At 69.3% G+C, this 25,121-nt stretch carries 25 protein-coding genes and 1 pseudogene; 11 read left to right on the top strand and 15 right to left on the bottom strand.

Features of this window, described 5'->3' with window-relative positions:
- The first annotated feature begins 80 nt into the window (after nucleotides 1-80).
- The 4 genes from AB0C59_RS16725 to AB0C59_RS16710 all read left to right on the top strand — a co-directional run bounded on the left by AB0C59_RS16725 (nucleotide 81) and on the right by AB0C59_RS16710 (nucleotide 3,731).
- Entirely contained in the window at nucleotides 81-1,130 is a 1,050-nt protein-coding gene (locus tag AB0C59_RS16725) for a radical SAM protein (RefSeq protein ID WP_363005076.1), read from the top strand.
- On the top strand, nucleotides 1,127-2,227 hold the full coding sequence (locus AB0C59_RS16720) for an aminotransferase class I/II-fold pyridoxal phosphate-dependent enzyme (protein WP_363005074.1): 1,101 nt from the start codon (nucleotides 1,127-1,129) through the stop codon (nucleotides 2,225-2,227). Before AB0C59_RS16725 ends, AB0C59_RS16720 begins: the two co-directional genes overlap by 4 nt.
- Nucleotides 2,224-2,874 (top strand): HAD family phosphatase, encoded by a 651-nt coding sequence (locus AB0C59_RS16715; RefSeq protein ID WP_363005072.1) that lies wholly within the window; start codon nucleotides 2,224-2,226, stop codon nucleotides 2,872-2,874. Before AB0C59_RS16720 ends, AB0C59_RS16715 begins: the two co-directional genes overlap by 4 nt.
- Nucleotides 2,875-2,960: 86 nt before the next feature.
- Complete coding sequence (locus AB0C59_RS16710) at nucleotides 2,961-3,731, top strand: class I SAM-dependent methyltransferase (protein ID WP_363005070.1); 771 nt, start codon at nucleotides 2,961-2,963, stop codon at nucleotides 3,729-3,731.
- A 41-nt stretch (nucleotides 3,732-3,772) separates the two neighbouring features.
- On the opposite strand, the gene AB0C59_RS16705 is transcribed toward AB0C59_RS16710, so the two are convergent.
- Nucleotides 3,773-4,495, bottom strand: a complete 723-nt coding sequence (locus AB0C59_RS16705) for a hypothetical protein (RefSeq protein ID WP_363005068.1) — start codon at nucleotides 4,493-4,495, stop codon at nucleotides 3,773-3,775.
- Nucleotides 4,496-4,770: 275 nt separating this feature from the next.
- Here AB0C59_RS16705 and AB0C59_RS16700 point away from each other — a divergent pair, with 275 nt between their 5' ends.
- The 6 genes and pseudogenes from AB0C59_RS16700 (at nucleotide 4,771) to AB0C59_RS16675 (ending at nucleotide 10,605) form a co-directional block, all read left to right on the top strand.
- Nucleotides 4,771-6,651 (top strand): ATP-binding cassette domain-containing protein, encoded by a 1,881-nt coding sequence (locus tag AB0C59_RS16700; RefSeq protein WP_363005066.1) that lies wholly within the window; start codon nucleotides 4,771-4,773, stop codon nucleotides 6,649-6,651.
- A 46-nt stretch (nucleotides 6,652-6,697) separates the two neighbouring features.
- Nucleotides 6,698-7,279 carry a class I SAM-dependent methyltransferase gene (locus tag AB0C59_RS16695; protein WP_363005064.1) on the top strand — a complete coding sequence of 194 codons (582 nt, stop codon included), beginning with the start codon at nucleotides 6,698-6,700 and terminating at the stop codon, nucleotides 7,277-7,279.
- A gap of 31 nt (nucleotides 7,280-7,310) precedes the next feature.
- Nucleotides 7,311-8,105: a class I SAM-dependent methyltransferase gene (locus AB0C59_RS16690; protein WP_363005062.1), complete on the top strand. Its 795-nt coding sequence runs from the start codon at nucleotides 7,311-7,313 to the stop codon at nucleotides 8,103-8,105.
- A complete protein-coding gene (locus AB0C59_RS16685) occupies nucleotides 8,093-8,758 on the top strand; it encodes a 3'-5' exonuclease (protein WP_363005060.1) in 666 nt (221 codons plus the stop codon). Before AB0C59_RS16690 ends, AB0C59_RS16685 begins: the two co-directional genes overlap by 13 nt.
- 75 nt (nucleotides 8,759-8,833) lie before the next feature.
- Nucleotides 8,834-9,609 (top strand): annotated as a pseudogene (locus AB0C59_RS16680) (PIG-L family deacetylase).
- A gap of 66 nt (nucleotides 9,610-9,675) precedes the next feature.
- Nucleotides 9,676-10,605 carry a carbon-nitrogen hydrolase family protein gene (locus tag AB0C59_RS16675; protein ID WP_363005058.1) on the top strand — a complete coding sequence of 310 codons (930 nt, stop codon included), beginning with the start codon at nucleotides 9,676-9,678 and terminating at the stop codon, nucleotides 10,603-10,605.
- Nucleotides 10,606-10,782: 177 nt separating this feature from the next.
- Here the strand turns inward: AB0C59_RS16675 and AB0C59_RS16670 are convergent, their stop codons facing one another.
- The 12 genes from AB0C59_RS16670 to AB0C59_RS16615 form a co-directional block, all read right to left on the bottom strand.
- Nucleotides 10,783-11,622 (bottom strand): sugar nucleotide-binding protein, encoded by an 840-nt coding sequence (locus tag AB0C59_RS16670; RefSeq protein ID WP_363005056.1) that lies wholly within the window; start codon nucleotides 11,620-11,622, stop codon nucleotides 10,783-10,785.
- 10 nt (nucleotides 11,623-11,632) lie between these two features.
- Nucleotides 11,633-12,298, bottom strand: a complete 666-nt coding sequence (locus tag AB0C59_RS16665) for a helix-turn-helix domain-containing protein (protein ID WP_363005217.1) — start codon at nucleotides 12,296-12,298, stop codon at nucleotides 11,633-11,635.
- Nucleotides 12,299-12,490: 192 nt separating this feature from the next.
- On the bottom strand, nucleotides 12,491-13,051 hold the full coding sequence (locus tag AB0C59_RS16660; protein WP_363005054.1) for a hypothetical protein: 561 nt from the start codon (nucleotides 13,049-13,051) through the stop codon (nucleotides 12,491-12,493).
- A 50-nt stretch (nucleotides 13,052-13,101) separates the two neighbouring features.
- Entirely contained in the window at nucleotides 13,102-15,612 is a 2,511-nt protein-coding gene (locus tag AB0C59_RS16655; protein ID WP_363005052.1) for a hypothetical protein, read from the bottom strand.
- A gap of 427 nt (nucleotides 15,613-16,039) precedes the next feature.
- On the bottom strand, nucleotides 16,040-16,813 hold the full coding sequence (locus tag AB0C59_RS16650; RefSeq protein WP_363005050.1) for a hypothetical protein: 774 nt from the start codon (nucleotides 16,811-16,813) through the stop codon (nucleotides 16,040-16,042).
- A gap of 402 nt (nucleotides 16,814-17,215) precedes the next feature.
- Complete coding sequence (locus tag AB0C59_RS16645; protein ID WP_030578395.1) at nucleotides 17,216-17,617, bottom strand: hypothetical protein; 402 nt, start codon at nucleotides 17,615-17,617, stop codon at nucleotides 17,216-17,218.
- 688 nt (nucleotides 17,618-18,305) lie between these two features.
- On the bottom strand, nucleotides 18,306-19,301 hold the full coding sequence (locus AB0C59_RS16640) for a ParA family protein (RefSeq protein ID WP_079139512.1): 996 nt from the start codon (nucleotides 19,299-19,301) through the stop codon (nucleotides 18,306-18,308).
- A 1,356-nt stretch (nucleotides 19,302-20,657) separates the two neighbouring features.
- Entirely contained in the window at nucleotides 20,658-20,972 is a 315-nt protein-coding gene (locus tag AB0C59_RS16635; protein WP_363005047.1) for a hypothetical protein, read from the bottom strand.
- Nucleotides 20,969-21,499 (bottom strand): hypothetical protein, encoded by a 531-nt coding sequence (locus AB0C59_RS16630; protein ID WP_363005045.1) that lies wholly within the window; start codon nucleotides 21,497-21,499, stop codon nucleotides 20,969-20,971. The genes AB0C59_RS16635 and AB0C59_RS16630 overlap by 4 nt, the downstream gene beginning before the upstream one ends.
- A gap of 67 nt (nucleotides 21,500-21,566) precedes the next feature.
- Nucleotides 21,567-22,019, bottom strand: coding sequence for a hypothetical protein (locus AB0C59_RS16625; protein ID WP_363005043.1), 453 nt, complete (start codon nucleotides 22,017-22,019; stop codon nucleotides 21,567-21,569).
- 79 nt (nucleotides 22,020-22,098) lie between these two features.
- Entirely contained in the window at nucleotides 22,099-22,359 is a 261-nt protein-coding gene (locus tag AB0C59_RS16620; protein WP_363005041.1) for a hypothetical protein, read from the bottom strand.
- A 68-nt stretch (nucleotides 22,360-22,427) separates the two neighbouring features.
- On the bottom strand, nucleotides 22,428-22,925 hold the full coding sequence (locus tag AB0C59_RS16615; protein WP_363005039.1) for a hypothetical protein: 498 nt from the start codon (nucleotides 22,923-22,925) through the stop codon (nucleotides 22,428-22,430).
- A 363-nt stretch (nucleotides 22,926-23,288) separates the two neighbouring features.
- On the opposite strand from AB0C59_RS16615, the gene AB0C59_RS16610 reads away from it, so the two are divergent.
- Nucleotides 23,289-23,900, top strand: coding sequence for a hypothetical protein (locus AB0C59_RS16610; RefSeq protein ID WP_363005037.1), 612 nt, complete (start codon nucleotides 23,289-23,291; stop codon nucleotides 23,898-23,900).
- Between the two features lie 40 nt (nucleotides 23,901-23,940).
- On the opposite strand, the gene AB0C59_RS16605 is transcribed toward AB0C59_RS16610, so the two are convergent.
- Both AB0C59_RS16605 and AB0C59_RS16600 read right to left on the bottom strand, forming a co-directional pair.
- Nucleotides 23,941-24,528, bottom strand: coding sequence for a hypothetical protein (locus AB0C59_RS16605; RefSeq protein WP_363005035.1), 588 nt, complete (start codon nucleotides 24,526-24,528; stop codon nucleotides 23,941-23,943).
- Nucleotides 24,529-24,615: 87 nt separating this feature from the next.
- Nucleotides 24,616-25,041 (bottom strand): GFA family protein, encoded by a 426-nt coding sequence (locus AB0C59_RS16600; RefSeq protein WP_363005033.1) that lies wholly within the window; start codon nucleotides 25,039-25,041, stop codon nucleotides 24,616-24,618.
- Nucleotides 25,042-25,121 lie beyond the last annotated feature (80 nt).

Raw genomic sequence — 25,121 nt, 5'->3', positions numbered from 1 at the left:
ACACCCGTCGAACCAGCCGACCGAGCAGCGGCGGCTGTCCGTGCGCGGCCGCCGCGCCTCCGACTACGTGAGGGAAGACCATGACCGCGATACCGAGGACCGTCAGCTTGCTGTGGGCGCTGCGTTCCTACTGCGGCTCGCACAAGTGCAAGCCCTGCTACTTCACCTGGCTCGACGAGCAGCGCGTCGCCAAGACCCCCGGCCTGCTGTCGCACTTCTCGCCAAACGACCTGCCGACCGCGGAGGTGATGGCCTTCGCCCGCACCCTGGCCGGCTCGGCCGTAGGGCGGGTCTTCCTCGCCGGCGGCGAGCCGCTCATGTGGCGGCCCATCCTCGACCTCATCGAGATCCTCAAGGGCGGAGGGCTCGAGGTCGTGGTGTGCACCAGCGGCGTGGCCCTGAACCAGCCGGACATGGCCCGCCGCCTGGTGGAGCTGGGAGTGGACGGTTTCTCCGTCTCGCTGGACTCCACCGACCCCGACTACAACGACACCTGGCGCCCGCCCCGCAAGGACGGCGATGGCTGGGAGGGCGTCGTCAGCGGCATCAAGGCCCTGCTGGCCGCCCGCGGCCCGCAGGCCCGGCCCCGGGTCGGCCTCTACACCGTCATCACCAAGCTCAACCTGCCGGACGTCCTCGGCGTGCCGCAGCTGGCCGCCGACCTCGGCTGCGACTACGCCGTGCCCCAGCCGGTCGCCTTGCCCGAGGGGCACAGCCTCTACGACACCCTGGTCCTCACCGACGCCGAACTCCCAGTCCTGGAGGAACAGTTCGACCGTCTCTACGCCGCCGACCTCCCCCTCCAGCTCCCGCCCAGGACCTACCCCGGCCAGGTCGCCTCCGCCATCCACCACCTCACCGGAGCCGTCGAGGGCTGCTTCGGCGGGGACACCCTGTACTTCGCCGAGCCCGACGGCTCGCTCTGGGACTGCCCCTCCTCCCTGAAGATGGCCGCCACGCCCACCGAGCGCCACCGCACCATCAAGGGCGCCGACGCGGCCAAGCTCTTCGGCAAGCCCTCCGGCTGCGGAAGCGACTGCGCCCTGTTCAGCGTCGACTGCGTGAACATGTGGCCCCTGATGGACTTCGACCGGGTGCTGGGCACCACGACCTCCGGGAGCCCCGCGTGACGACGACCTCCCACGCCCTGGAAGCGCTGAAGGCGTCCATCGACCGCATGCCGGACCCGGCCGGCCGCGTCGAGGCCGCCGCCATGGAAGCCGAACTCGCCACCGGCCACGGAGTCCGGCACGCCATCGCGGTCTCCTCCGGCACGGCGGCGCTGCACTCCGCGCTGGTCGCCTGCGGCGTCGGCCCCGGCGACGAGGTCCTCCTCCCCGCCGCCACCGTGATCATGACGGTGTCCGCCGTAACCGCCGCCGGCGCCCGTCCGGTCTTCGTCGACGCCGCCGAGGACGGGCGCGGCATGGACTTGGCTGACGTGGCCGCCAAGACCACCGAGCGCACCCGCGCGATCGTCCCCGTCCACCTCGCCGGACGGACCGATGGCCTGATCGACCTCGTCGCGTACGCGCAGTCGGCCGGCCTGCACGTCGTGGAGGACGCCTGCCAGGCCCAGGGCAGCACCACTCGGGGGCGCGCGGCTGGCACGGTCGGCGGCATCGGCTGCTTCTCCCTCAAGGACGGCAAGATCATCTCCTGTGGGGAGGGCGGCTACCTCCTCACCGACGACGACGAACTCGCCGCCCGCGCCGCCGCGTACCGTACGCACTGGCTCACCCCCGCCCCCGGCGCACCGGCCGCCAGCCGGCGGGGGATGAACTACCGCCTGGCCGAACCCCTCGCCGCGCTCGCCCGGCACAACCTGAAGGCCCTGGACCAGGCCGTGGCGCGGCGCCGCGAGCAGGCCCTCCAGCTCTATGACCTCGTCGGCGACACCCCGGGACTCACCGTGCACGCCCCTGCTCCCGACGACGCCCCCAACGGGTACAGCGCCCTGTGGCGCGTCGATCTCGACCGCCCCCGGGACTTCAGCACCCGCCTGGCCGAGGCCGGGGTCGCCAACTCCGTCGGCACCTACCGGCTCCGGGCGGCACACCAGCACCCGGCCTGCCAGGACCTGAGCCCGGCCAACTGCCCGCGCGCCGCCCAGGCCGTGGACCGGATGCTGGCCGTCACCCTCCAGCAGCAGACCACCGAGGCCGACCTGCATCGCTTCGCCGAGACCATCCAGCGCGAGGCCAAGAGCTGGGCGGAGGGACGATGACCGTGAACCTCCCGCCGCAGCCCGTCCCGGCGGCTTCACCCGAGGTGGACGAGCTGCTCCAGGACGTCGACGGCGTCGTCGTCGACTGGGACGGCACCGTCGTCGACAACGCCGAGATCCGGCTGAGCGCGCTCCGGCAGGCACTCGCCCCGTACAGCGTGGACGTCGACGCACAGTGGTACGCCCTGAACTGCGGGCTTCCCATCCGCGAGGTCATCGCCCGCCTGGCAGGCCCGCGCACGCTCCCGGTCGAGGAGATCGTGCCGGCCAGCCGACGCCTGCTCCTGGGCGGCCCGCCGCCGCGGCTGATCGACAGCACGGTCGAACTACTGCGCCGGGCCGAGGCCCTTGGCCTGCCGCGGGCCGTCGCCTCTGCCGCGGCCGGAATCCTCATCCACCCCGTCATCGAGCGGCTCGGCCTCGGGGCGCTTCTGCCAGTGGTGGTGACGGCCGAGTCTGTGGCCCAGGCCAAACCGGCCCCCGACGCGTACCTGGAGGCCGCCCGGTTGATCGAGCGAGCCCCCGCCCGATGCCTGGCCGTCGACGATGCACCCGATGGCATCACATCCGCGCTGGAGGCGGGCATGCGGGTTCTCGCCGTCCGCGACGGCCTGCTTGTCCCCGTGCCCCGCCTCATCCCCGGCTGACCCGCGGTGCCCCCGCCCGAGGGCGGGGGCACCGCGACAACCAACCAGAACCCCACCGCCCCGTCCTCTCGTGCCCTCGGAGTGCCATGCCCCGCAACCAAGCCGTAGCCGATCAAGAGCCCTGGTGGATCGCCAACTACCGGGGCCGCGGCCCCCACCAGCGCTACGGGCACCACAACCACGCCAAGACGCAACGCACGGTCGACTTCTTCATCCACCGCATGGGCCTCGAGTCCGGCCAGGCGATCCTCGACCTGTGCTGCGCCTTCGGCCGCCACACGCATGAATTCACCCGCCGCGGCTTCCACCGCACCGTCGGGGTGGACCTGTCCCCCGACATGCTCGCGCATGCGGCCTCGTCGGCCGGCACGGACGGCCGACGCCCCCGATTCGTACGCGCCGACGTTCGGGCGCTGCCCTTCCGCAACGCCTCCGCCGATGCCGTGCTGATGCTGCGGAGCTTCGGGTTTCTCGACACCCCTGAGGAAGACCTCGACGTCCTGAAGGAGGCCGCCCGCGTCCTTCAGCCCGGCGCCCTCCTGGGCATGGACCACTTCCCGCCCAACAGCGCCACGGCCAAAGTGGGCACCCGAGTCCTGAAGGGTCCCGACGCGACGACCACCGTGCACACCACCTGGGACCCGGAGACCGCCCGGCTCAACAGCCGCATGTCCACCCGCTACCAGGACGGCCATGTCGAGCCGTACCACAGCTCCTCGCGTCTCTACACCCCTGAGAACCTTCGGTCGGCCCTCGCCCAGGCTGGGTTCACGGTGCACGCGACGTTCGGCGGGTATGACGGCAGCGCCCTCGCCGGGGACAGCAGACGATGCGTCGTCATCGCACGCCGGACATGACCCGCGGCCCGGGCTGGGGCCCCGGGCGGAGCTGGGCGCTCTCAGTCGAACAGCGAGCCCTGCACCGTGGGCGGCGGAAGGTACTTCTCCTCGACCGGCTTCGGCACGGTGCCGGCAATCTCCTCCAGCTGGGCAAAGGTCGACCATCGGCTCGCGGCCGCACCGCGCTCGACCGCGTGTCGAAATACCTGGGCCACCGTCCAGGCCTCCTGGGTGGCGGGCCGGCGTCCCGGGTGCAGCGGCACGCCCAGATGCTGAGCCAGCTCTTCGAACCCTCCCTCGACGCCGGGACAGGCGGTTCGAGCGAGCTCCACCGCGTCCCACTGGGTCAGGGAGGCCAGGCGCGGGCACGCGGCCCGCTCGTTGTGCAGCAGCGAGGCCTCGATGAGGCCCAGCGCGGCGACGATCCGGTGCGGCCCTTCCGTCACATACCGCTCGATCTCCCGCAGGGCGAGGCCAGCGGATCCTTCAGGGAGTTCGTGAGGCAGGCGGGGCGGCCGCGGCTTCTTCCAAGAGGAGTGATGCTCTTCGCGGATCTCCTGGTGAACCCGCCACAGGGGCTGGAAGTCCTCGCCACTGAGAGCGAGGGCGGCTACGGCCGCCGGAACGAGGCCGCCGGGCTGGCGGCGCATCTCCACATCGACGACCACGAAAGTCGTGGAACCGAACTCGGCATCCATCATGCGCACCAGCACCACGATATCGACCCCGTGCGGCAGTGCGGGGCACATCTCATCGTTGCCGCAGCCAGCCCGCCAGACCATGCCCGCTCGCCGACGCGAACCTCGGCGATTCGGCCAACCCCGCAGCTCGGCAGACCCGTTGTGGCGGACGGGTCCATGCATTCTCCACGCGCCGCAACCCGCTCTATCTCGGGAGATCCGGAGCGACCGAAAAACACCAGTTCGATATCTCGGCTCGCTCGTTGAGCCTCATGGACCAGGCGTGACCGACAGATCGGGGGAGCAGCTTGAGCACGGGCAGTACATCCGCGCAGCAGGGCAAGGCCGTATCGGAGGCGAGTCCTGCGGAAGACACCGTGAGCACGCCGCAGGAGGAGGAATTCCTCTACCGGGACACCTCTCGGCTTCAGGCCGGGGCGCAGATGACGACCGTCACGATGGCACGGCGCCTGCCCGCGCTGGTGCTGCGCTCTTTGAAGATGGCCTGGCGAGTGGACCGGGTCGCGACGTCCGGTCTGCTCGCCTGCCAGGTCGGCACCGGCGTGCTCGCGGCCCTGGGCCTGTTGGCCGTCACCGGAACCCTGACCGCGCTGATCTCCTCCGGCGACATCTCCGACCGGCTGTGGGAGGCGGCCCCACAGCTGGCCGTCATCGCCGCGGCGGCCGGCCTTCGCGCCCTACTGGGCATCACCGTGACGTGGCTGACCGGGCGGCTGCGGCCTTTTCTGGCCCGGGCCGCGGAGCTCACCATGATCGAGGCGGCGCTCGGCGCCGAGCTCGCCGCGAACAACCAGCCCGGCTACAACGACTTCTACGACATCGCCGACCGCGGGTCCCAGGTCACACCCGATCTTGTGGAGGAAGCCCAGGACGTGCTGGCCGCCACCGCGACCCTCGCGGCCGGAGCCACCGTCCTCGCCGTGATCCACCCGGTCCTCCTGCCTCTGCTGCTGCTGGCGTGTCTGCCGCAGGCCGCCGCGTACGTTCGGGCCGCGCGCGTGGTGTACCTGGCGGGCCTGGAAACCTCCGGCCGGCGCCGGATGCTCCACAAGCTGCGCTGGCACATGGCCTATATGGAGTCCAGCGAGGAGATGCGTGCCTGCCTGGCCGGCCCGTTCCTACTCGGCCGGTACCGGCGGCTCGCCGCCTCGGTCAACGCTGCCGAACGCAAGGCCGCGGACACCGGTGCGTGGATGGGCCTGGCTGGCGCGGCCGCCGGCGGGGTGGCCTCGGCCGCGGTGTGGGCCGCGCTGCTATGGCTCCTGGCCTCCGGGCACATGGACCTGGCGGCCGGAGGCGGCGCGGTCTTCGCCCTCCAGACCGCGACCGGATCCGTCCGCGGAATCATCAACGGTGGTGCCCGGCTGGTGCGCACCGGCTGGTACGTGCAGGACTGGCAGAACTTCCTCGACAATGCCCACGGCCAGGCCATGGCCGGCTCGCGCGGTACGAAGACGCTGTCCGGGGCCCCGGAGCGGTTCGAGGTCCGCGACGTCACCTACCGGTACGACGGCGCCGACCGGGACAGCCTGAGCGGGGTGTCGCTGCGCGTGCGGCGCGGCGAGATCGTGGCGCTGGTCGGGGAGAACGGATCGGGGAAGTCCACGCTTTCCCGGCTGATCTGCGGACTGCTCCTGCCCACCTCCGGCGAGGTGGCCTGGGACCACACCACAACCGCCCAGATGGAACCCTGGAAGGCGTGGAAGCACGTCGCCCTAGCTCCGCAGAGGTACACGTACCTGCCGCTGACCCTGCGGGACAACATCACCTTCGGGCAGGGCGACCGCAGTGACGCCGCCGTCCTGGCGGCCTGTGCGGCGTCCGGCGCCACCGACATGCTGCCCGCTCTCCGGTCCGGCCTCGACACCCTGTTGACCTCCGAGTGGTTCGGCGGCCAACAGCTGTCCGGCGGGCAGTGGCAGCGCGTCGTGCTCACCCGGGCCTTCCACCGCGACGCGGCCCTGCTGGTGATGGACGAGCCCACGGCCGCCCTCGACGCCCGAGCTGAGCACCACGTCTTCACCGGGCTGCGGGAGCTGGCCAAGGACCGGGCCATCCTCCTGATCACGCACCGGCTCGCCAACGTCGCCGTAGCCGACCGCATCGTCGTCCTCGACCAGGGACGCCTGGTGCAGGAGGGGACCTACGCGCAGCTCACCCGGGAGCCGGGTCTGTTCCGGTCTCTGTGGGAACTCCAGCGGCGCACCGGCGGTGACGAGGCGGGCGACACCGCGTGATCTCAGCCCGTACGGCCGTGCCGCCCGCCCGCGAAGGAGCCCCATCATGACCACCACGTCCACCGCGGCCGCGACCTATTGGGAACCGCTCTGGTCCCAAGGCCGCCGCTACCGGCAGCTCGACGACACCGAGAACCGGCTGCTCGAGAACCGTCTCGGCTCCGGCGGAGACCGCCCGGCCCTCGACATCGGCTGTGGCGACGGCTCGCTCGCCCGGCGCCTCGCCGAACTCGGCTACCGCGCCACCGGCATCGACTGCTCTCCCAGCGCCATCGCGCTCGCCGCCGCCCAGGACGCGAGGCCCGGCCACGAGCCGGTGTGGCGGTGCATGGACATCACCACCGACGACCTCCGTGCCCTGCCCGAGCCGGCGTTTGCGGTCGTCACCTGCCGCCTGGTCTACCGATGGATCGACGACAAAGCCGCCTTCCTCGACCGCGTCCGTCGCCTCCTTGCCCCGGGCGGGACCTTCTGGGTGGTCACCGAGCTCGCCGGGCGCCGCCCCGCTACCGACCCTTTGCGGGGCCTCGGCATCACTCCCGCGCAGGCGGAAATCCTCACCGCGGGCTGGTCCGCCGTCCGGACCGCCGACCTCGACGTCCTGCGCTGCTACGCCCTGCGCCCCTGATCCCCGCCCCGGCTACCGGATGGAGAACTTGGTGACCAACGAATCGGACACCGTCGAGACCTGGAACGTCTACGGCGCCCACCAACTGGCCAGAAGGCTGGAGCTGCCCGAACTGGACCGGTGGGACTGGGGCATCCCCGACGTCGGTCCCGGCATCGAAGCGCTCGGCGACGTGAACGGGCTGCGCGTCCTCGACCTCGGCAGCGGCCTTTGCCGGCATGCCGCTTACCTCGCCGCCCGGGGCGCCGACGTCACAGCCGTGGATGCCTCCCCCGCCCAGCACCAGCGCGCCCTCACTCGCTACCCGGACGCCCCGGGTCTGCACTTGGTATGCGCCGACGCCGTGGCCCACCTGCGCGACGCCGATCCGTACGACCTGATCTACTCCGTCGGCTCCATGCCGTACCTGGACCCCGACCGGCTGCTGCCAGTCCTGGCCAACAACCTTGCCCCGGGAGGCCGGTTGCTTTTCTCGGCGCTGCACACCAACTCGGACGGCACCGGGCCGTCGGCCGAGTTGATGCCGCGCCCCGAGATCCTGCGGCTGCCCGGTACCACCGAAGACCACCGAGTGAACATGTGGGTCCTCACCCCGCAGCTGTGGGAAGACCTCTTGGTCCAGCACGGGCTCAGAATGGAGGCGGTCACCGCGATCGACTCCCCGAAACCGGACAACCACGTCTCCTACCGGCTGTACGCAGCCCGGCACCTGCAGCGGGTGCCCAGCCCGGGGGGTCGCTCCGGGCCAGTCCCCCGGCGCGATGACCGAGCCGTAGACCGGAAACCGACGGCGGTTCCAGGGGAGGTGACACCGTGGCCGCGCTGACGGACGATCCGCGCTTCGCCGCGACAACGTTCGTGGTGATCGACTTCGAGGGCCTCACCCCGGCAGGACGGCCCGCCGAGCCGATCGAGGTCGCGGCGCTGGCGCTGTGCACCAGGGATGGCCGACTGGTGGAAACCGGCCGGTTCGAGGATCTGATGCGACCGCCTGCTGACGTGCCCGTGACCGCGCGGGACGTCCAGCTCAAGGGCATCACCCAGCGAATGCTCACCTCGGCGGCCCCCGCTGCCGAGGTGATAGCGCAACTCGAGGCGCGCCTGACTACACCGCCGTACCGGCTGGTCGCCCACCACGCCTCCGCAGAAGCCAGACTCATCGCCCGCCAGTCAGAACACTGTCCCGTACTCGCCGCGACGCCGCTGCTGGACACGTTGCGCCTGGCCAAGGCCGTCGTGCCCGGTCTTGGCTCCTACGGACTGGACAGCCTGCTCGGCCACTACGGCATCCCCAAGCCTGCCGGACGGCACCGGGCGATGCCGGATGTCGAGGTCACCGCTCAGTTGCTGATCCGCCTCCTGGACGACGGGTGCGCGGGCGGCCGGTGGAGCACGCTGCTGGAGCTGGACATGGCCGCCGGATTGCAGCCCACCCAGCCGCCCCCGGCTCCGGACGCGGAACAGGAGGCCCTGTTCTGACCGACGGCCCGCCGCAAGGAGACGTCGGGCGGCCGATGCCACCGCGGAACCACACCCGTAAGGAGACTCTTCACGATGAACCTTCCGCGCCTGCCGTCGCTGCTGGGGGTGTTCGCGCACCCGGACGACGAGAGCCTCCTGGCTGGCGCGGCGTGCTCGCTCAGCATCACGCCGTCGGCGCCCGTACCGCCGTCGTCACCGCGACCTGGGGGCCGGACAGCCGCCGCCACCCCGAACTCACAGACGCCCTGCATGCCTTGGGTGCCGGCGCCGCACGGCTGCTCGGCTACAACGACGCACGCAACCACGAGGCGGCCCCCGGCCAGCCCCGACTCGTGGATGCTCCCCTCGACGAAGCAGTCGGCCGCCTCGTCGCTCACATCCGGGCCTTCCGGCCCGACATCGTCGTCGGGCACGACGCGGTCGGCCAGCTGACCGGCGATCCCGACCACGTACGCACGCACCAGATCACTCTCCTCGCCGTCGAAGCGGCCGGCCTCGCCCACCTTTATCCCGAAGCGGGCCCGCCCTGGCAGCCGACCGCCCTGTACGCGGCTACGCACCCCGAGTCCGGTGTTGGCCTGCTCGGCCCGCTGTTGGAAGGGTTGGGCAAGACCATCCTCGCGGTACCGGACTCGTACGTGACCACCAGCGTCGACGTCACACCGTGGGCCGACATGAAGTGGGCCGCGATCCTCGCGCACCGCGGCGAAGTCGCACGCGAGCGGTCCCTGCCCGGCATCCTCGCCCGCCTTCCCGAAGCCGACCGCAACCGGATCATCCAGACCGAGCACTTCACCCGCCTCACCGCCGGCCCTGCAAGGGGCGACCCCGTCCAGCTGGCCCACTGACACCTCGACCCTGTGCCAGCCGCCTTTCACCGCGTCCACGAACAAGCACCTAACCGTAGGAGAGCGATGACGACGACTTCTGCCCCCGACGAGCGCCTCAGCGTGACCAGGGCATTGCGGCTGGCGGTCGCGCAGAGCACGGTGCCGGAGGACCCAACTGACCGAGGTGCACTGCGGGCAGCCGGGCAAGAGATCCGGGCCCTGATGGTCGAGGCCGCCGAGGCAGGTGCGCAGTTGGTGCAGTTCCCCGAGGGGGCGATCACCTACCCGAGCAAGCACGTCATGGCGGCGGGCCCGGCCGGCGAGCTGGTGCCGGCTGATTGGAGTCGTGCCGCGTGGGACGTGATGCGCGAGGAAGCGGAGTCGATCACCGCGCTGGCGGGGAAGCTCGGGCTGTGGACGGTGTTCGGATCGGTCCATCCGCTCACACCGCCGAACCGACCGCACAACAGCCTCTACGTCGTCGCCGACGGCGGCCAGCTGGTCGCACGGTATGACAAGAGGTTCCTGTCCCACACCGAGGTGTCCTACCTGTACTCCCCTGGACACCAGCCGCTGGTCATCGAGGTGGACGGCATTCGGTTCGGCTTCGCGCTGTGTATCGAGGCGAACTTTCCGGAGGTGTTCGACGAGTACGAGCGCTTGGACGTCGACTGCGTCCTGCTGTCGGTGATGGTCGACGACGCGCCCCGTGCCCGTGTCGCGCAGGCGTACGGGACGCTCTACAACTACTGGCTCGGCTACTCGGTCCCGTCCCAGTTCAGCGCTACGGTGCCGTCCGGGGTCGTGGCGCCCGGCGGGAGGTGGCTGGCGCGCTGTCCCGCGAACGGACAGCCCGCCCTCGCGATCGCGGACATCGACTTGGACTCGCAGGACGAAGACATCGACGTGGCCGTTCGCTGCGCCCGCCCGTGGCGGCGCACTGCGCGGGCCGGACTCTACGAGGAGCGGATCCCTGTCGGGGATCCTCGCAGCGATGTACGCACAACGTTCTGAAGCTGCCCTGCTCTCGGTATCCCCCCGCCCCTCACCAGGCCGTCACCGAACTCGCTGTGCGGCTGGTTCCGAGTCAGCAACGAAGGGCGAGGTTCTGGGGGTTGTCGTCGGTGGTGGCGGCAACCAGGTCGCGTTGCCGGTCAAGGCGGGCGGTGAGAGCTGGCGCCGTGCCGCAGTTCAGTGGTCGGGGTTTTGGCGTCGGAGGAACTCCCGGGCTCCGCGGAGGCGGGTGGCGAGGTTTTTCTGGGTGACGCGGCTGTCGAGGTGGACGCGGAGTGCGCCAGGGAGGCCGCTGTCGGCGCGACGGGCGGTCGGCAACAGCGATGCGTCAAGGCCGTCTCGCTGTGCAATGAGGGTGCCGAGTTCGTGGCGAGTGACGGCGTCCGGGCCGGCGAGGTGAAAGATGCCAGCCGCATCGGACAGGGTGAGCTCCCACAGTGCGGCGGCCAGATCGCCGACGTGGACGGGGCACCGGACATCGTCCGTGAACAGGGCCCCGTCCCGCGTGCCGGCGACCAAGGCGTGCACCATGCGTTCGTGCTCGGACCGGCCATCGCCGATGATCAGCGAGGTCCGTGCGACGACGGCGCCCTCGTCCAGGAGCCGCACGACGGTTTCGGCCGCCGCCTTGGCCGCCCCGTACGGCGTTACCGGGTCGGGTAGGCACGTCTCGTCGTATGGGTCGTGGCGGCGGCCGGAGAAGACGGCGTCACTCGAGACGTGGACCAGGCGGATTCCCCGTTGAGCCGCGGCTTGGGCCAGGCGCATCCCGCCCTCGGCCGTGACTGCCCACTGGGATCCGCCACTGCTCGCGTTGACGACCGCCGTTGGGCTGACCGCATCCAGGATCTCCCGCACGCTCGCAGGGTTGCGCAGATCAAGGCGGTGCCACGTCACTCCGGCGATCTCGCCGGGATGTGAGTGGAAGGTGGCGGCCGTCTGACGGCCCGCTGCATGTCCCTGGCAGGCCAGCTCGGCGCCCAGGAACCCGCTGCCGCCCACGACCAGTACCGTCATACCTTCCACGCTAGGACAGCAACGCCCGTCCCGAGGCGGAACCTGAAGTGCGTCGTGGGAGACACGTCCAGCCGGTCGGTGCGGAACATCGCCTGCTCCGCCACGATCGACCGGCGCGGGGCCGCACGTGCCGTCCTGTCGTGAGGTCATCCGCACACCGCCTCGGGTGATCCGTCGTCAGGCCAGGTCGGGCGGTACGGGTCGTCGATGTTCCACCCCCGCCATGCGGTGTCGCGGAGCTCGCCCGTGCTCTCGTCGACCACGCCCTCGGGAACCAGCCGCAGCCGAGGCCGGGCGGACCTGCGCCGCTCGACGGCGTACTGCGCGCGTTCGGTGAGCCACTGCCGGTACCAGCGCCGCTGGTCGCCGTGTCGTTTGCGGCGCCGCTCGCCCAGGCCGGCGGTGCCCCGGGTGAGCGCGACGTGCTCGAGCTGGTCGGGGTCGGGGCGAAGGCTGCGCCGCCGGCCAGGTGGCGGGGCAAGTAGACCAGGCCGTCGGCCTCCTCGGCGAGACCGTCTTCGACGAGCTTGTCCAAGCGGCGGCGCACCGTGGTGCGGTGCAGGCCCGTCGCCGCGGCCAAGGACGCGACGTCGGCCCCGTCGAGCGGGTCGAGGGCGGCGAGGATCCGGGCGCCGAAGGTGCCGTGGGCGTAGTGGTGACAGGCGTTGGTACCCATCACGGAGCCCAGCGCGCGCGTGCTCAACTCCCGCTCCGTGTGCGCGCCCGGGACACCCTCTGCCCCCCCTCTCCCCCGAGGCTGGACGGTGTCCCGGGCGCGCACACGACTTCTGGTCTTCGGGCTTTTCGGGGGGATGCGCAGGGACCAGGTCGAGCTGTGCTCTCCGGTGCCGGCCGCGACCAGGAGCAGTCACTTGGCCTCCCGCAGGCGGGGCGTTGCTGGCTTCACGGTCGAGCCGGCGCATCCCATCAGCTCGGCCAGCTGCCGTACCGAGACCTCGTGCCCGAGTCCGCCGGCCTGTTCGGCCAGCTGCAGCCGCGCAGTGAGGTTCTTGAGATCGGTGCCGCCACCGGGCCCCGGCCACACGACGGCTTCCACGGCGGCCCGCAGGCGGGCGATCGCCACCATGGCATCGGCCCGGCACACGATCGTGCCGGAAGTACCCACGTACGCACGTGCCTTGTCGAGCATCCCGGCGAGCTTGCCCTCGGCGTACCGCTCCCCCTTGCGGGAGCGCAGCGACCGCGCCCAGGCGCCGCCCGCCGTCGGGCGCAGCACCAGTGCCTCCCACCACTGCGCGAGGGTCCACTCCCGGCCGGGCTGGGAGACCGCGACCGCCAGGGCCATCGTCAGCCGGTAGCCGGAATCGGCGGCCGTCCTGCCCGCGTACCGGTGTTCGGTGTCTCCTTCCAGCAGCAGTCGGCGCCCCCGCCCCGACAGACCCGGCAGCCCTTGCACCCACTCGGTCAACGACGGCCGCCGCACCGGCCGGTGCGCGACAGTTACCCGTACGGGACGGTTCATGCCCCCACCCCCGCCTCGCTGCTACGTGCCAGCGAGCCCGGCAAAGCCGGGGGCCGTCGTACGGACACGGCACGCTCCGTCGGCGCCGGGCGGATCAGGCCACGGACCTGAGCGGCCGCCTGCGCATACCAGTCGGGTTCGGCATCCGCTTCGGACGTGGGCCGGGCGGCCCGCAACGTACGCAGCTGGTCGTTCAGGAGCGCGTGTGCCGTGTTGAACCGGGCCATCTGGGCGGTCTCTTCAGCCGCCTCGCGGGCCTCCTCAAGGTTGTCGTGGAGGTGGCTGCGCCGCATCTCGGTGGCGAAGACCTTCTCGTACTCGGCCTGGGCCGACGGCTGGTGAGCGAACCAGTTCACAGCCCGGCGTTGCAAGGCGCCCAGTTGGAGTTCCGCGGCCAACCGCGCCGCGAGCGCCACCGACTCGGCGAACACGCCACCGCCCGCCGCGAGCAGCTCCCTCACCGCCTGGTCGATCGCGCCGCGCATGTCCCGCTCGGTCCGGTGAACGGCATCCAGCCGGTGCGCCTCGCCGTTCATGCCCCAGGTGGCCACCGCCACGTCGACGGCCTCGGCCACCAGTTCCTCGACGCGGCGCTCGTCGCGGCACCGGCCGCACAGACCGGCTGTCTCCGGCGTCCCGCACACCGTGCAAGCCAGCGCCCGCCGGGCGGCCTCCTGGGCCGCCTGCTGGGCCCGCTGCTCGGCCCACACCCGCTCACGGGCCTGCCGCTGGCGGAGGGCATCCTCGCGGCGCACCGCCGCGGCGGCGGCCTCCCGCTGCCAGCACGCGTTCAGCTCCGCCTCGAACACCAGCCGGTCAACCCGGCCGCCGGCCAGAGCCGTTGCCGCCTGGGCGAAGGCCCGGGAGCGCAGCGCCCGTCCGTCCAGGACCAGCATCTGGCAGGCGGAGCAGTCGGCCCGGGTGTCCATCCGTCGTCCGTCGTCGCACCGACTGTCAGGGCACAACGCCCGGCGCGGCAGAGCACGGCCGACCAGCCACCCCACCGGGTCGGTGACCGGCACCGTGCCCTGCTCGATCAACCGGCGCTTGAGCCGCTCCCGGAGAACCCGCTCGGCATCCACCCCTGGACCGCACGCCCCCAAGACTTCGCTGAGCCGCGCCCGGACCACCTTCGTGACGTAACGCCTGGTCGTCAACCGGTCCAACCGGCCCCACACCATGGCCACCGGCTCCAGCACACGCTCCAGCCCTCTGGGCACCTGAGCCCACACCGGCGGCGACCCCCCCGACGCATCCTGCCACGCCTCAAGCGTCGACACCGCGGCCGACGAACCCGACTCCCCCTCCGCCAGCAGCAGATCAGGCTTGTCCCCGCGAAGCGGGCCAGCCCCGGCGTCGACGGCCGCCACGTCACCGTGGAGACCATCCTCCAGCGCCGGGGAGTTCCCGCCCTCGCACGCGCGTACCGGCTGAGGGCAGTACCCCGACGCGGCTTCGCCGGAAAACCCGAAACCTCCAGTACCCTCACCACATACATCAGCCACAACAGCGTGGTTGGCGTGAGGGTCTGCAGCAGCGCAACTCGCCTCCAACGTCTCAAAGACGGCCTGACCTGCGAAAAGATTGCTACCAGCGTCGTCGAGATCCCTGGGTGCAGTTCCGGAACCCTCCTCGGCGCCTCCAAGGTCATCCCAGGACAGCTGCCGCCACCCATCCCCCTCCACCACAAGCACGTCGGACTCTTCACGCCGGGCACACCGAACACAGCCCGCCGCATCACCGGCAGACGCCAGATCAGCAGACGCAGAACTCTCGAGCTCGGCATCGTCCGGGACCGCGGCCGCGGACCCATGCGCGGCCGCCACCGCTGGCACCACGAGTCGACCCGGCGCGACCGTCACCGCTTCCGCTGCCACAAGCCGGCCCAGCACCGTCGCCGCCACCGGCACACGGCACCCCAACATCCGCGCCAGCGTCACCGCCGCCCGGCCATGACGAGCCACCGTCTTCGCCAACGGCCCACCAACCAACGGCACCCGCCCGTCCGGCCGTGCATGCAAGGCGAGCAGAACCAGCGCCAGCCGATCCGACGCCGCGCCCCTCCCCCGCCGTCCCTTCTTCACCAGCAGGCCCGGGGGCGTGGCGCACTGCTCACCCCACCCCGGAGCGAACAACTCCTCCATAAACCGCAGCAGCGTCGCCAACTCGGCCTTCGACAACGCCAAAGGTGCGCCGACGTCGTTCCGGGCCTCCCACAGAGCTTCCACCCGATACTCGACACCGGTCGGCAGACCGTCGCCGCCCCGCAGCACACGCGCAGCCACGGCATCAACGTCACGGAGAACGTTGAGTACTTCGTGGTCGACGGTCGACTCCGACACCCCGAGCCAACGACCCAGCTCCCTGGCCGTGATCTCAACCCGGCAGCTGCCATGGCTGGCCTTCGCCATCAGCACGAGGGTGCCGAGACGCACAACATCCTTGCGGCCGACGAGCCTGGGATCGGCAAGCAGAGCGCGGACGGCCGTCAACAGCCGGAACCCCATGCCGCGCCCCAGCTGAAGGGCCAGAGTCGGTCGGTCGGCCAGGTATGGAGAGCTTGACGAGACGCCATGCGAGGGCGCTCGCCCTGGAATTTTCGACTTCTTGGGTAGGCTTTCGCCTGCTTCAGGCATGACTGAGCCGACCCTCGTACGGGTAGCTATGATCTGCTCCAGTCGAGGAGGTACAAGGACGTCCGTCATCGCCACCCGGCGCGCTAGGCCGTAGCAGAACAGCCGGGCATGCGACGTGATTCAGCTAGGGATGTCGGTTGTGCCTCACCTCCTTGACAACAGCAGTGGCCCGGGACCGCAGATCCCGGGCCGTCCTGCTACATGAGCCCCCGCAGGGCGTTTCTCAGTGGAGCGTGCCGGAAGCCAATGCTTCGCGGTCGACTCCGGCTGCTGGCCTCTCGGCGGAGTGCCCGGCGAGTCACTTTGTTTCCCGATCAGGACGCCGGCCAAAGTGCTTGAGCTGGGGTCCGTACTCGTTGCGAAGGCTTATGTCGTCCACCGGACGACGAATGAGCCCGCCGTCCGGAAGGCCATAGAGCTCGGACCAACGAGACTGTGCACCCTTTGTTTGGTGCTCGATGATTCGGATCGCTGAGCCACGGTGCTGCGATGACACATGCTGCCGCACCTTCTGGTACGTGGCGTCGTTGAGTGCGGTGCTTGACGTCGCAAACACCGTGACCTGTTGGGGAATGGTGCTGAAGCCCAGGAGAGCGATCTCCGTGTCTTGGACAGTGATCGTGGTGTCCAAGATCTTGCGCGGCCAGTGAAAGATAGTTTCGAGGTTCGGTGGAAGTTCAGCGATCCATTCGCCGATTGGGACTGCGACGAAGTTCGACCGCTGGTGCGCGAGGACAAATCCCGTGTGGGCACCGAAATCGTTGGTTACCTCAACGCCCTCAGGGGTAATCCACAGGATTGAGTCCATCTTGGTGGCTGGGTCACGTGCTGCATCTCGCGCCGCGTTGACCGCAAGGGACACCCAGGGCTCCATCGCCCGAGCCTCGCTTCGAGAGCGCTTCTTGCCCGGCCAGACGAGCTGATCCACAAAGGCGAACACGCGTACGACAATGACGTCTTCCCCGTCGAGCGCACTTGCGTTCACGAGACCGAGCTGGGCGGCCTTGGTAACCCAGGAGCGGTTGACGTTGGCCGTGCTCGCGAGAACGGCCGGCTGCACGTAGGCGGACAAGGCGTCTCCAGTGTGTGTCCTTCAGGCTGTGGATCACCGTAGCGCATTGCGGCCCGTTCTCGTGTCACGACGCGACACGAGATTCCCTCGATTCTTCGCCCCCGCCTGGGTGTTCGTCCGAATTGTTCTGTTATACCGAGCTGTTTGCGTGTCGCGTCGCGTCATAGTCGAGGCACTCAAGAGGGCTGAACGATACGAACATAGGAGCGCGCCTAGATCCCTACAGACATCGCTACAGACATCGCTACAGGCATCCCTACAGAACTACTGATGTAGCTACGAAGGCGCATTCTCAACGGCACGCCGAGTGTCCCGGCTCATGGAAGGGCAGGCAGAAGTGCGGAGGCGCCGACCACAGCGATGTGGTCGGCGCCTCCGCGAATCCGAGGGGCTTCCTGTGCCCTACTTCCCGAGCGGCCCTTCTGCTTCGAGATCGCGGAGGAAGCTGTCAAGGGCCCCTGAGTAGACGTGGACGGCGATGCGCGCGTGCCCTGCTTCCCGGAGATCATTGGCTAGGGGCGCTGCGACGGCATAGACCTCAGGGCTGACCCGATGGCTGGCTTGCTTCCCCGTGCCCACGTCCGTCTCGCGAGAGAGGAGGAACTCCTCGGCGAGCGCCAACTGCTCCTCTATGGTCGTCGGCAGATACTGGCTCATTGCAGCGTCGACATACTGCGCAGCCGTCAGCGACTTACCGGACGACGAACAGTCTTGCGCCACCCGTTTGCTTAGCTGTGTCACCAAGTCCGCCGCGAAGCGGAACGGATGCGTCTGCCAGGCGTCCCGACGGAGCTTGAGGTCCACCCTGCTGCTACGCCATGAGTTGAGCAGTGCCGTGTGTGCGGGCCCCACCTTGGAGCCCTGGCGGGTGGAGACAGAGCGCTTTCGCCGGGACCCTGGTGAAGGTGCTCCCCCCGCTCTTGGCTCAGCCTCAGTCGTCTCGGCTGTGGTCGCCTCCTCCCCCAGTACCGGCTGCTCGTCGTCATGAGCAACGAGGTGCTGGTCAGCGGCCTCCCCGTCGTCGGGTAGGTCTTGGTAGGGATGCGGGGTCGTTCGGCGCGTTGCTCCAGAGCTAGCAGCGTCTGGAGATGAATGATCACCGAGATCCGTTCGTGCCGGTTCACTGGGTTGCACATCCGTGGCGGAGACCGACAGAGGCGTGACGGAGCCGGGTTCCGCTCCCTCGCTCAACGCCTGGTCTTCGGCCCGCGTCTGCGTAGTGTCCGGCGCAACCGCCTTAGCCGCGCCCTGCGAGTCAGGAGGTGTGCTCGGGGCAGGCACGGCAATGGCGTCTTGTGAGGCCGAAGCCGGAACTTGGACAGCCTTAAGTGGCTGAACTCCGGCACCCTGACCCAGGACTGATCGGGCCGCCACGCTTGCCGCCCCCGACAGGGCGGGATTGCTGAGCAAGTCTGGACGAGGCCTGAGACCCGCGACCTTCTTCGCCGTCCTCTTCTTGGGTTGCTTGCGCTCCGCTCCGGAGGGCTCTTCCTCAGGCATCGACGTTCTCCTCGACAAGGACCGGATCGGCGATGGTCCACTTCTGGCGCGGCAGTTGGATGCGGTCCAGGATCTCCTCCACGACGCCCGTGTACTGCTTGCCACACGAGTGATTCGGGAACCGCGTTACGGCGGGCCGGCCGTGGATGTAGGACTCCGAGATGCGGACGTCGCGTCGCACATCCGTAACGAACGGAAAGAGGCCCCGCCCTGGCTCAGCGTTGATGCCGTCACCAATCATCGCGTTCCGGATGTCCACGTCTTGAGCCGTCCACGCAGACTCGGGGTTGGAGCGATTGAGTAGAGCGCCGAGAAGCTGCGGCTCGCAGACTCCCTGAGTGTTCGTCGCGATCGCGTGCGTGGCTGCGCTCAGAACCAGGGCACCCTTGATGGACTGGTACTCCGGGATGCAGACGGTTACCACGAAGTCAGCGGCCGCCAGCGCCACTGCGTTGAGGTGGGATACGGCTGGCGGGGTGTCGATGAGGACGAAGTGGAAGCCCCGTGCCTCCTGGAGCAAGAGGTGCCGAAGGGTGACGATCTCCTTGTAGGGCTTCGTCACGAAGGCGTTCTGCGCCGCTGACATGGATGCCTCTTCCGAGGCAAGGACGCAGAGCTGACCGTGTCCTTCGAAGTCCCCCAGTACCTCGTCGGTGCGGTCGAACATCGCCTGCTTGAGATGCGGACGCGGGAACTTCTGGAGAGCCATCTGCAGGATGTAGCCGAGAGACCGCTGGAGCTCCGCTTCGTTCGCAGCCTCATCCTCATGGCCGCCGAGCGTGATGCCGAGCGCGGTTCCAGCTTGCGCCTGTGGCTCAAGATCAACAATTAGGACGTTGTAGCCGGCCATGGAGAGGCGTGCGCCCAAGTTCACGGTGGTGGTGGTCTTGCCCACGCCGCCCTTCTGAGTGGCGATGGCAAGCACCACCGGCGCCGGGAGCGATGCCTCGTCGGCGACGTCGACGTCGCTCGGAAGGGCTGTGGTCATCGCGAGGGCCTCCGGAGTTGGGAGAGAGGGTGGCTGCGGGAGACGGCGAGTTGACTGTCGCGTCGTGTCACGCGCTTGAGGTGTATCTGAGTGGCAGTACTTGTCATTTGCTGCATCACGAGTGCGCTCTGCTGGTTATTACGGACATTGGGGGCGTGCTTCGTGCACTGGATGTCTGCAGTCCGTGTCACGACGCGACACGGGCGACCATAACAGGAAGATGCGACGAGTGTTGGTGTTGTGGCGTAGCGCGGGGCGTGTCGCGAGTCTTGCGGTGCACCGAGTCCACGCCAGTACCGAGGCCGCGGAGCTTGAGGGGCTGCCGCCAAGGCAGGGGGGTGTGCAGGCGGCGACAAGAGGCCATGCATCTAGATAGCGCGAAGGGACATGGTGCGCGTACAGGCAGAGTAGCGGGGTCAGACGTGCCAAGGTGCGGAACGTCCGAGCAGGGTGCGTTCGCAGCATGGAACGCTCGGATCGACGCGCAGGCGGCGACGTCGTCGCAGGTGCGCGGGGTGATGGTGAGCAACTGCCGGTGTAGGTGCAGTGTGTGTCGATAGAGGTGCGTGTGAGGTGGAGAGACGACCGACCTGGCTCCATCGATCGAAACCTACAGAGGTACGAACATCCCTACAGAGATACCTATAGAGATCCCTACGTACCTACTGGCATGCCTACAAGCATGCCTACGGAGATGAGTAAATTAGCTCAGTCCTAGCAGTCAGTGCGCAAACTATGGAGGCGCAAAGAGTATGTGTCGGCCATAGACGGCGAGTGTAAAGTGTAGGAGCAGTACCAACATATGTGTTGGTAGGGGCAAGTAAATGGCCAGTGGTAAGTGCACAGGACGGGTTGCAAGTCCATGCCGACTGGAACGAATTTTTCACTGAATCAGAGCCGAGGCGAGTGCGCACTCTTTTGGTACATCAGTGACTAGGTGCAGTGTCGGCGTACCAGTATCGTGGAGTCCAAAGGGACCTGATGTTGCAAATCCGTCCCAAACAAGCTGCTTGAGACAATTTCCGACGACCAACCGTCTCCGGTCGATGTTAAAAGCCCGTCGTAATGAGGCTGTTCGAGGCCACTGCTTGTAGACATCCCAATGGAGAATTCAAGAAGGTGGAGAGCCCGAGGAGGCAGTGGCCGTGTGGCGCAGGCAGTGGACACCGGGGGGAGCCACACGGCATTAACACCACGTCTGGCGGCGACCGGGCTGTGGCCGATGGCAGTAGGGCCCCTAAAGGTCTACAGCCAGAACTCCTCGGCGCGCTGAACGGCTCCGCCGCACGCGGCGGGCCCAGGTGCCTACACGGCCCGAGTGGGCTTGGAGAGGTGGGCCAGACGGACAACCTCTGGTCAGCCGAAGCAGTCGCCCGGGGCTGGATCGCCGGGGGCCTGGCCCGCACTCGACGATCCTGTAGTGAAGCGCAGCCAGAGCTGGCCGTTGCCGGTGCGGATGTCCAGGGTGTTGGGGCCGGTGCTCTGGACGTGGCCGGCGGGCCGGGCGCGCAAAACCCTGCGGGCGGCCAGGAGGACGTCCAGGCCGGGGAGTTCCCGGTGGTTGGGGTCGGTGGGCTGTGTCCAGCCGTTGTCGGTGCGGGTGTGGACGGTGTAGTTGGCGTCGGGGTCGATCAGCTGGCGGGCGGTGGCGTAGGCGTGGTTGGGGTTCATGTCGCTGCTCCGTCGGACGAGGGGCGGGGGTGTTCGTGCTCGCCGGCGTTGTTCACCTCAACGAGCAGCAGTCCGGGCTCTTCGTTCTGGTCCTCGATGTGGACGTAGGGGACGTCGGTGGCGGGGCCCCAATGGGCTCGGCGGCGGATGAGGACGCTGACGCCGTGGACCTGGATCTCGTAGACGTCGCTGGGGGTGTTGTCCTCGGGGGAGGCGTCGACCACGGTGATCGACGCGTCGCGGATGCGGTGGAGTTCGGGGTCGGCCATGGAGGTTCCGGAGGTTGTCGGCGCGGAGTCGGGGGAGTAGGTGGCGGGGTCGAGTGCGACGAGAGCCTCGGCGATGGCCGAGGCAAGGTGGGAAGGGATGAGGCTGGAGTTCTGCAGCAGAGCGAGCTTGTCGCGCGGGGTGTCGGCGTGGTCAATCGCGTCGAGCTGGTCCTGGTCCTCGGTGTCGTCGCACGCCCACTGCTGGGCTTCGGCGAGGAGGGCTTCGAAGAGGGGGCCGGCTGCGTCGGTGGGGTTCATGAGGGGCCTTGGGGATCGGGGTGCCGTGCCCTGCGGGCCCGGCACCGGAGGGCGGCGTGGGGTGGTGTCAGGGCTTGGCGGGGAGGAAGTGGACGAGGCGGAGGGGGGTTTGCGGCCCGCGCTCGTTGAAGGCGTCGACGCAGTCGGAACAGGTCGCCAGGCGGGGATCGGCCGCGATGGGCTGGTGGGACTCGGCGCCGCACAGGGTCCAGCCCTTGCTCGTCGGAGCCAGTGGGGAGGTGAGGGGGCCCGGATTCCAGGCGGTGGGGTCGGTCGTGGCTGCGATGCACGCCTCCGTGGTGGGGACGGGCGGGGCGTTGCGGACGGCTTCGGCGAGTTGGAGGAGGAGGCCGAGCACCTTGTCGCGGTTGCCGTAGAGGGCGATGCCGTCGCTGCTGTCGTAGACGGCGGCGACGATCTCGCCGGGCTCGACGAGTGCGTCGTCGGAGCTGAAGCCGGGGTAGAGCAGGACCGGTGTGGCGTCGGCGGAGACCCACTCGAATTCGGTGTTGCCGAGCATGGGAGAGCCCTTCGGGTAGGAGTGTGGGACACGGGCGAGCAGGCGCCCGGCGCGTGGCCGGGCGCAGCTGTGGGTGAGGTCAGGGGGTGACCGGCTCGACGTGTTCGACGGTGTCGTCGAGCCAGGCGCCGTCGTCGCGGGCGAACTCCTCGTTCGCGCGTTGCACGGCGTGGCGGTGGGTGTCGACGGGGAACGTGCACGCCCAGTTCGCGCCGTTGGCGAACGCGGGCCGGGTGAGGGCGTCGACGGCGTCCTGGTCCTCGTCGTCGACCTGGTGGGACGCGGTGATGCTGAGGGTGGCGTTGTCCGTGGACCAGCGGCCGATCAGCAGAGTGGACATGGCGTGGCTGGCCTTCGTGGCTGGCCGGGACCCGGCGGTGGCTCACCGGGCCCTGGGGACGGTGAGGTTCAGGAGGCCAGGACGACGCGGATGTGTTCGCCGTAGCCCGGCTTGGACCAGTTGGTGAGGGAGTCGAGGGCGGCGGCGATGTCCGCGAAGCGGTCCCGGTCACGGAACCCGTCGGTGACCTCTTGGGTCCTGCCGCCGTACATCTCGGTGACCTCGGCGCCGCGCCAGCCGGGGCCGCCCCAGTAGTCGAAGACCACGGCGTCGGGCATCGGGGCGTCGGGGCCGTAGTGCCGGAGCAGCGCGCGGCGCAGCGCGGCCCACCGGCGCTCGGTGTACATGCACGGGTGGAGGTCGCCGACCGGCTTGCCCTTGCTGCCCCATCCGCAGCCCTCGCAGTAGCGCTGCCCCCGGTAGTTATAGGCGGGGCAGGCCGGGTTGCCGCAGCGCCATATGTAGCCGGCCTGGCGGGCGAGTTCGTGGATGCGCTGGGTCTCGGGCTCGTCGGCATGGGCGAGGAGACGGGCTATGACGGATCGGACCGCTTCGGCTTCGGACATGGGAGATCTCCGTAAGGGGGCGTGGGGGAGCGGCAGTGCGGCTCCGAGAGGGGGGCGGGGTGGAGGGGAACGTCACCCTCAACACGAATAACACTACACACTGAAACACGAATAGGCAACAAATCGGGATGGTGTGGGCCCGCGCAGCCCAACCCTTCAGGAGACGCAGCGCCACGGGGCCAACGCGCTGCCGTAGGCGGGACCCAACGGCTCGGAGTCCGAGCAAAAGCGCATGGACACACTGACCTTCATCTCGCGCGCGCCGGCCCTTCGGGAGCGCCGGCGCCGCCAACACGCCAGCCATCGGCTCAGCCTCAGCCATTCCGGAGAACGCGGTCCCCCTCCTGGGCCACCATCAGAGGCATGCGTGAAGAGGACTTCCAGGAAGAGCAGTACTTCGGCGACGACTTCATTCACCTCACTGACGCGCCCTTGTGGGAGGGAGAGGCCCTGCCCAGGTCGCGCAGGACCAAGAACTTCAAGAATCGGCATCTGCTTCCCGGGGCCAGGGTGCGACTGCTCGACTACTTCGACACGGGGCGTACGCCCCCCAAGGAGATCTGCGCCGCCGTACGGCACAGGGCGTGGGAGGACCTGGAAGAAGCAGGAGGGTCGCTCGATGCCGTCGGCGACCGGCTCTACGTCCTGGAGTTCCGGTCCATGATCGAGAAGCTGTCCTACATCAAGGTCGGCAGGGCGGAGAACACGCCTGCCAACACCCGCGAGGTCGTGGATCGCATCTCACGCCATGAAAGCGATGCGCAGGTGACTCAGGCGCTTCTGTTCCAGGCGTGGATCTCGCGCCCGTGTGCCACGGCTGAGGGATGGGAGACAGGCGTCAAGGATAATCTGACGGCCGTGACGGAGATCCTGAGAGTCGGCGTGGCGGTCAAGAAGGAGTACTTCCGAGGCATCAGCCACTTCGACGCCGTGCGGGTTGCGAAGATGCACCAGGAGCACGTTGATCTGGCCTAACGCCGAGGAGCGCGCGATCCGGCGAGCGTGTCGGCGATGGTCAGGAGAGACGGACGATGCCGATGTGCACGGTCCGGCCGCACGGGAGGCTTCCCCGCCCGTCCAGACCGCTGTCGGTGCGCCATGTCCGGACCTGCTCCAGCCCTGCGCCGGCGGCAGCGGCGACACTCTCCGCGTCGTCACCGCGTGCGGCTGTCGCCAGCAGCCGGACGGTGAAGACCTGGCCGTCGTCGTCCACCCACAACTGGGCCCCCGACAGCAGCTCTTGGTCCAGTGCGGCCGTCCACGGGGCCAGCGTACGCAGCAGGGTAGCCGCTGCCGACGTCGACGTTGCGCGGAGTCTGGGCGTGGTCTCGCGCACCGGCGTGTCCACGGCGGCGACCAGGACCACTTCGTCTTCCAGGTCCGCCGTGATCACACCGTCGTCCTGGTCGACCGCCCGGCCGGCTACCTCGCCGCCCGTCGCCGCTGACAGGCGCGCCATGCTCGCCGAGGCGGCCGGCCCGCTCGCGCACACCTCCGCCTGCACGTCCCGGTCGCTCATGCACAGCCGGACCGGCTCCAACGGGCCACAGCTATCCAGCAGGCGGGCAACCGCTTCCACGCAGCGGGCCAGGGAGAGTGACATGGCCGCCATTCTCGCCCCAGCGAGGTCGAGGCGTTGGGTTGTCCGGCCAACGGGCCGGCTTGAACCCGGGCAGCCGCCGGTCGGCGGTCAGCTGCCCGCGGCGGCCGTCGGTCGGGTGTCGGTGACCGGCCTGAGCCACGACACCGCGTCGTGGGCGTAGCTCTGGAACGCCGGGACGAGGTCCGAGGAGTCGTCCAGGGCGCTGAAGTTGAACGCGATGCTCGTGGCATCGTCGTCCAGGGCGCACAACTGGCTCCCGCAGTTGGGGCAGCGACCGCGCCGCGTCTTCTGTGGGTACGTGTAGAACCAGACCGGCTCCCGGCCGATCCACACCAGACCCGCCAGAGGGAAACAGACCCACGACATCACCGGCCCGCCGCTCAGCTTCTGGCAATGCCGGCAACTGCACAGGTGGGGCGCGTCAGGAGCATCGGGCACCTCGAAGCGGACGGCCCCGCACAGGCAGCCGCCGCAGCGTAGGGCGGACGACGAAGAAGAGTCGGTGGTGGTCACGGCTTACTCCCAGGATCGAAGACCAGCAGCACGAACGCATGTGCTGCTCACGTACACCTCTACCGATCGGGCAGCAGTTC

Origin of the sequence: Streptomyces sp. NPDC048664, from assembly GCF_040650555.1 — a bacterium.
In the GTDB taxonomy this organism is placed as follows: domain Bacteria; phylum Actinomycetota; class Actinomycetes; order Streptomycetales; family Streptomycetaceae; genus Streptomyces.
Note: the sequence above shows the minus strand (reverse complement) of the source record. Positions and strands in the feature narration are given on the sequence as shown.

Bases quoted from the DNA above. Each gene is read 5' to 3' on its own strand.
- AB0C59_RS16615 (WP_363005039.1), bottom strand. From the start codon at position 22,925: ATGTCCGAAGCCGAAGCGGTCCGATCCGTCATAGCCCGTCTCCTCGCC.
- AB0C59_RS16715 (WP_363005072.1), top strand. From the start codon at position 2,224: ATGACCGTGAACCTCCCGCCGCAGCCCGTCCCGGCGGCTTCACCCGAG.
- AB0C59_RS16625 (WP_363005043.1), bottom strand. From the start codon at position 22,019: ATGCTCGGCAACACCGAATTCGAGTGGGTCTCCGCCGACGCCACACCG.
- AB0C59_RS16605 (WP_363005035.1), bottom strand. From the start codon at position 24,528: ATGTCACTCTCCCTGGCCCGCTGCGTGGAAGCGGTTGCCCGCCTGCTG.
- AB0C59_RS16675 (WP_363005058.1), top strand. From the start codon at position 9,676: ATGACGACGACTTCTGCCCCCGACGAGCGCCTCAGCGTGACCAGGGCA.
- AB0C59_RS16670 (WP_363005056.1), bottom strand. From the start codon at position 11,622: ATGACGGTACTGGTCGTGGGCGGCAGCGGGTTCCTGGGCGCCGAGCTG.
- AB0C59_RS16630 (WP_363005045.1), bottom strand. From the start codon at position 21,499: ATGAACCCCACCGACGCAGCCGGCCCCCTCTTCGAAGCCCTCCTCGCC.
- AB0C59_RS16640 (WP_079139512.1), bottom strand. From the start codon at position 19,301: ATGACCACAGCCCTTCCGAGCGACGTCGACGTCGCCGACGAGGCATCG.
- AB0C59_RS16620 (WP_363005041.1), bottom strand. From the start codon at position 22,359: ATGTCCACTCTGCTGATCGGCCGCTGGTCCACGGACAACGCCACCCTC.
- AB0C59_RS16695 (WP_363005064.1), top strand. From the start codon at position 6,698: ATGACCACCACGTCCACCGCGGCCGCGACCTATTGGGAACCGCTCTGG.
- AB0C59_RS16665 (WP_363005217.1), bottom strand. From the start codon at position 12,298: ATGGGTACCAACGCCTGTCACCACTACGCCCACGGCACCTTCGGCGCC.
- AB0C59_RS16710 (WP_363005070.1), top strand. From the start codon at position 2,961: ATGCCCCGCAACCAAGCCGTAGCCGATCAAGAGCCCTGGTGGATCGCC.
- AB0C59_RS16705 (WP_363005068.1), bottom strand. From the start codon at position 4,495: ATGGTCTGGCGGGCTGGCTGCGGCAACGATGAGATGTGCCCCGCACTG.
- AB0C59_RS16635 (WP_363005047.1), bottom strand. From the start codon at position 20,972: ATGAACCCCAACCACGCCTACGCCACCGCCCGCCAGCTGATCGACCCC.
- AB0C59_RS16655 (WP_363005052.1), bottom strand. From the start codon at position 15,612: ATGGGGTTCCGGCTGTTGACGGCCGTCCGCGCTCTGCTTGCCGATCCC.
- AB0C59_RS16725 (WP_363005076.1), top strand. From the start codon at position 81: ATGACCGCGATACCGAGGACCGTCAGCTTGCTGTGGGCGCTGCGTTCC.
- AB0C59_RS16610 (WP_363005037.1), top strand. From the start codon at position 23,289: ATGCGTGAAGAGGACTTCCAGGAAGAGCAGTACTTCGGCGACGACTTC.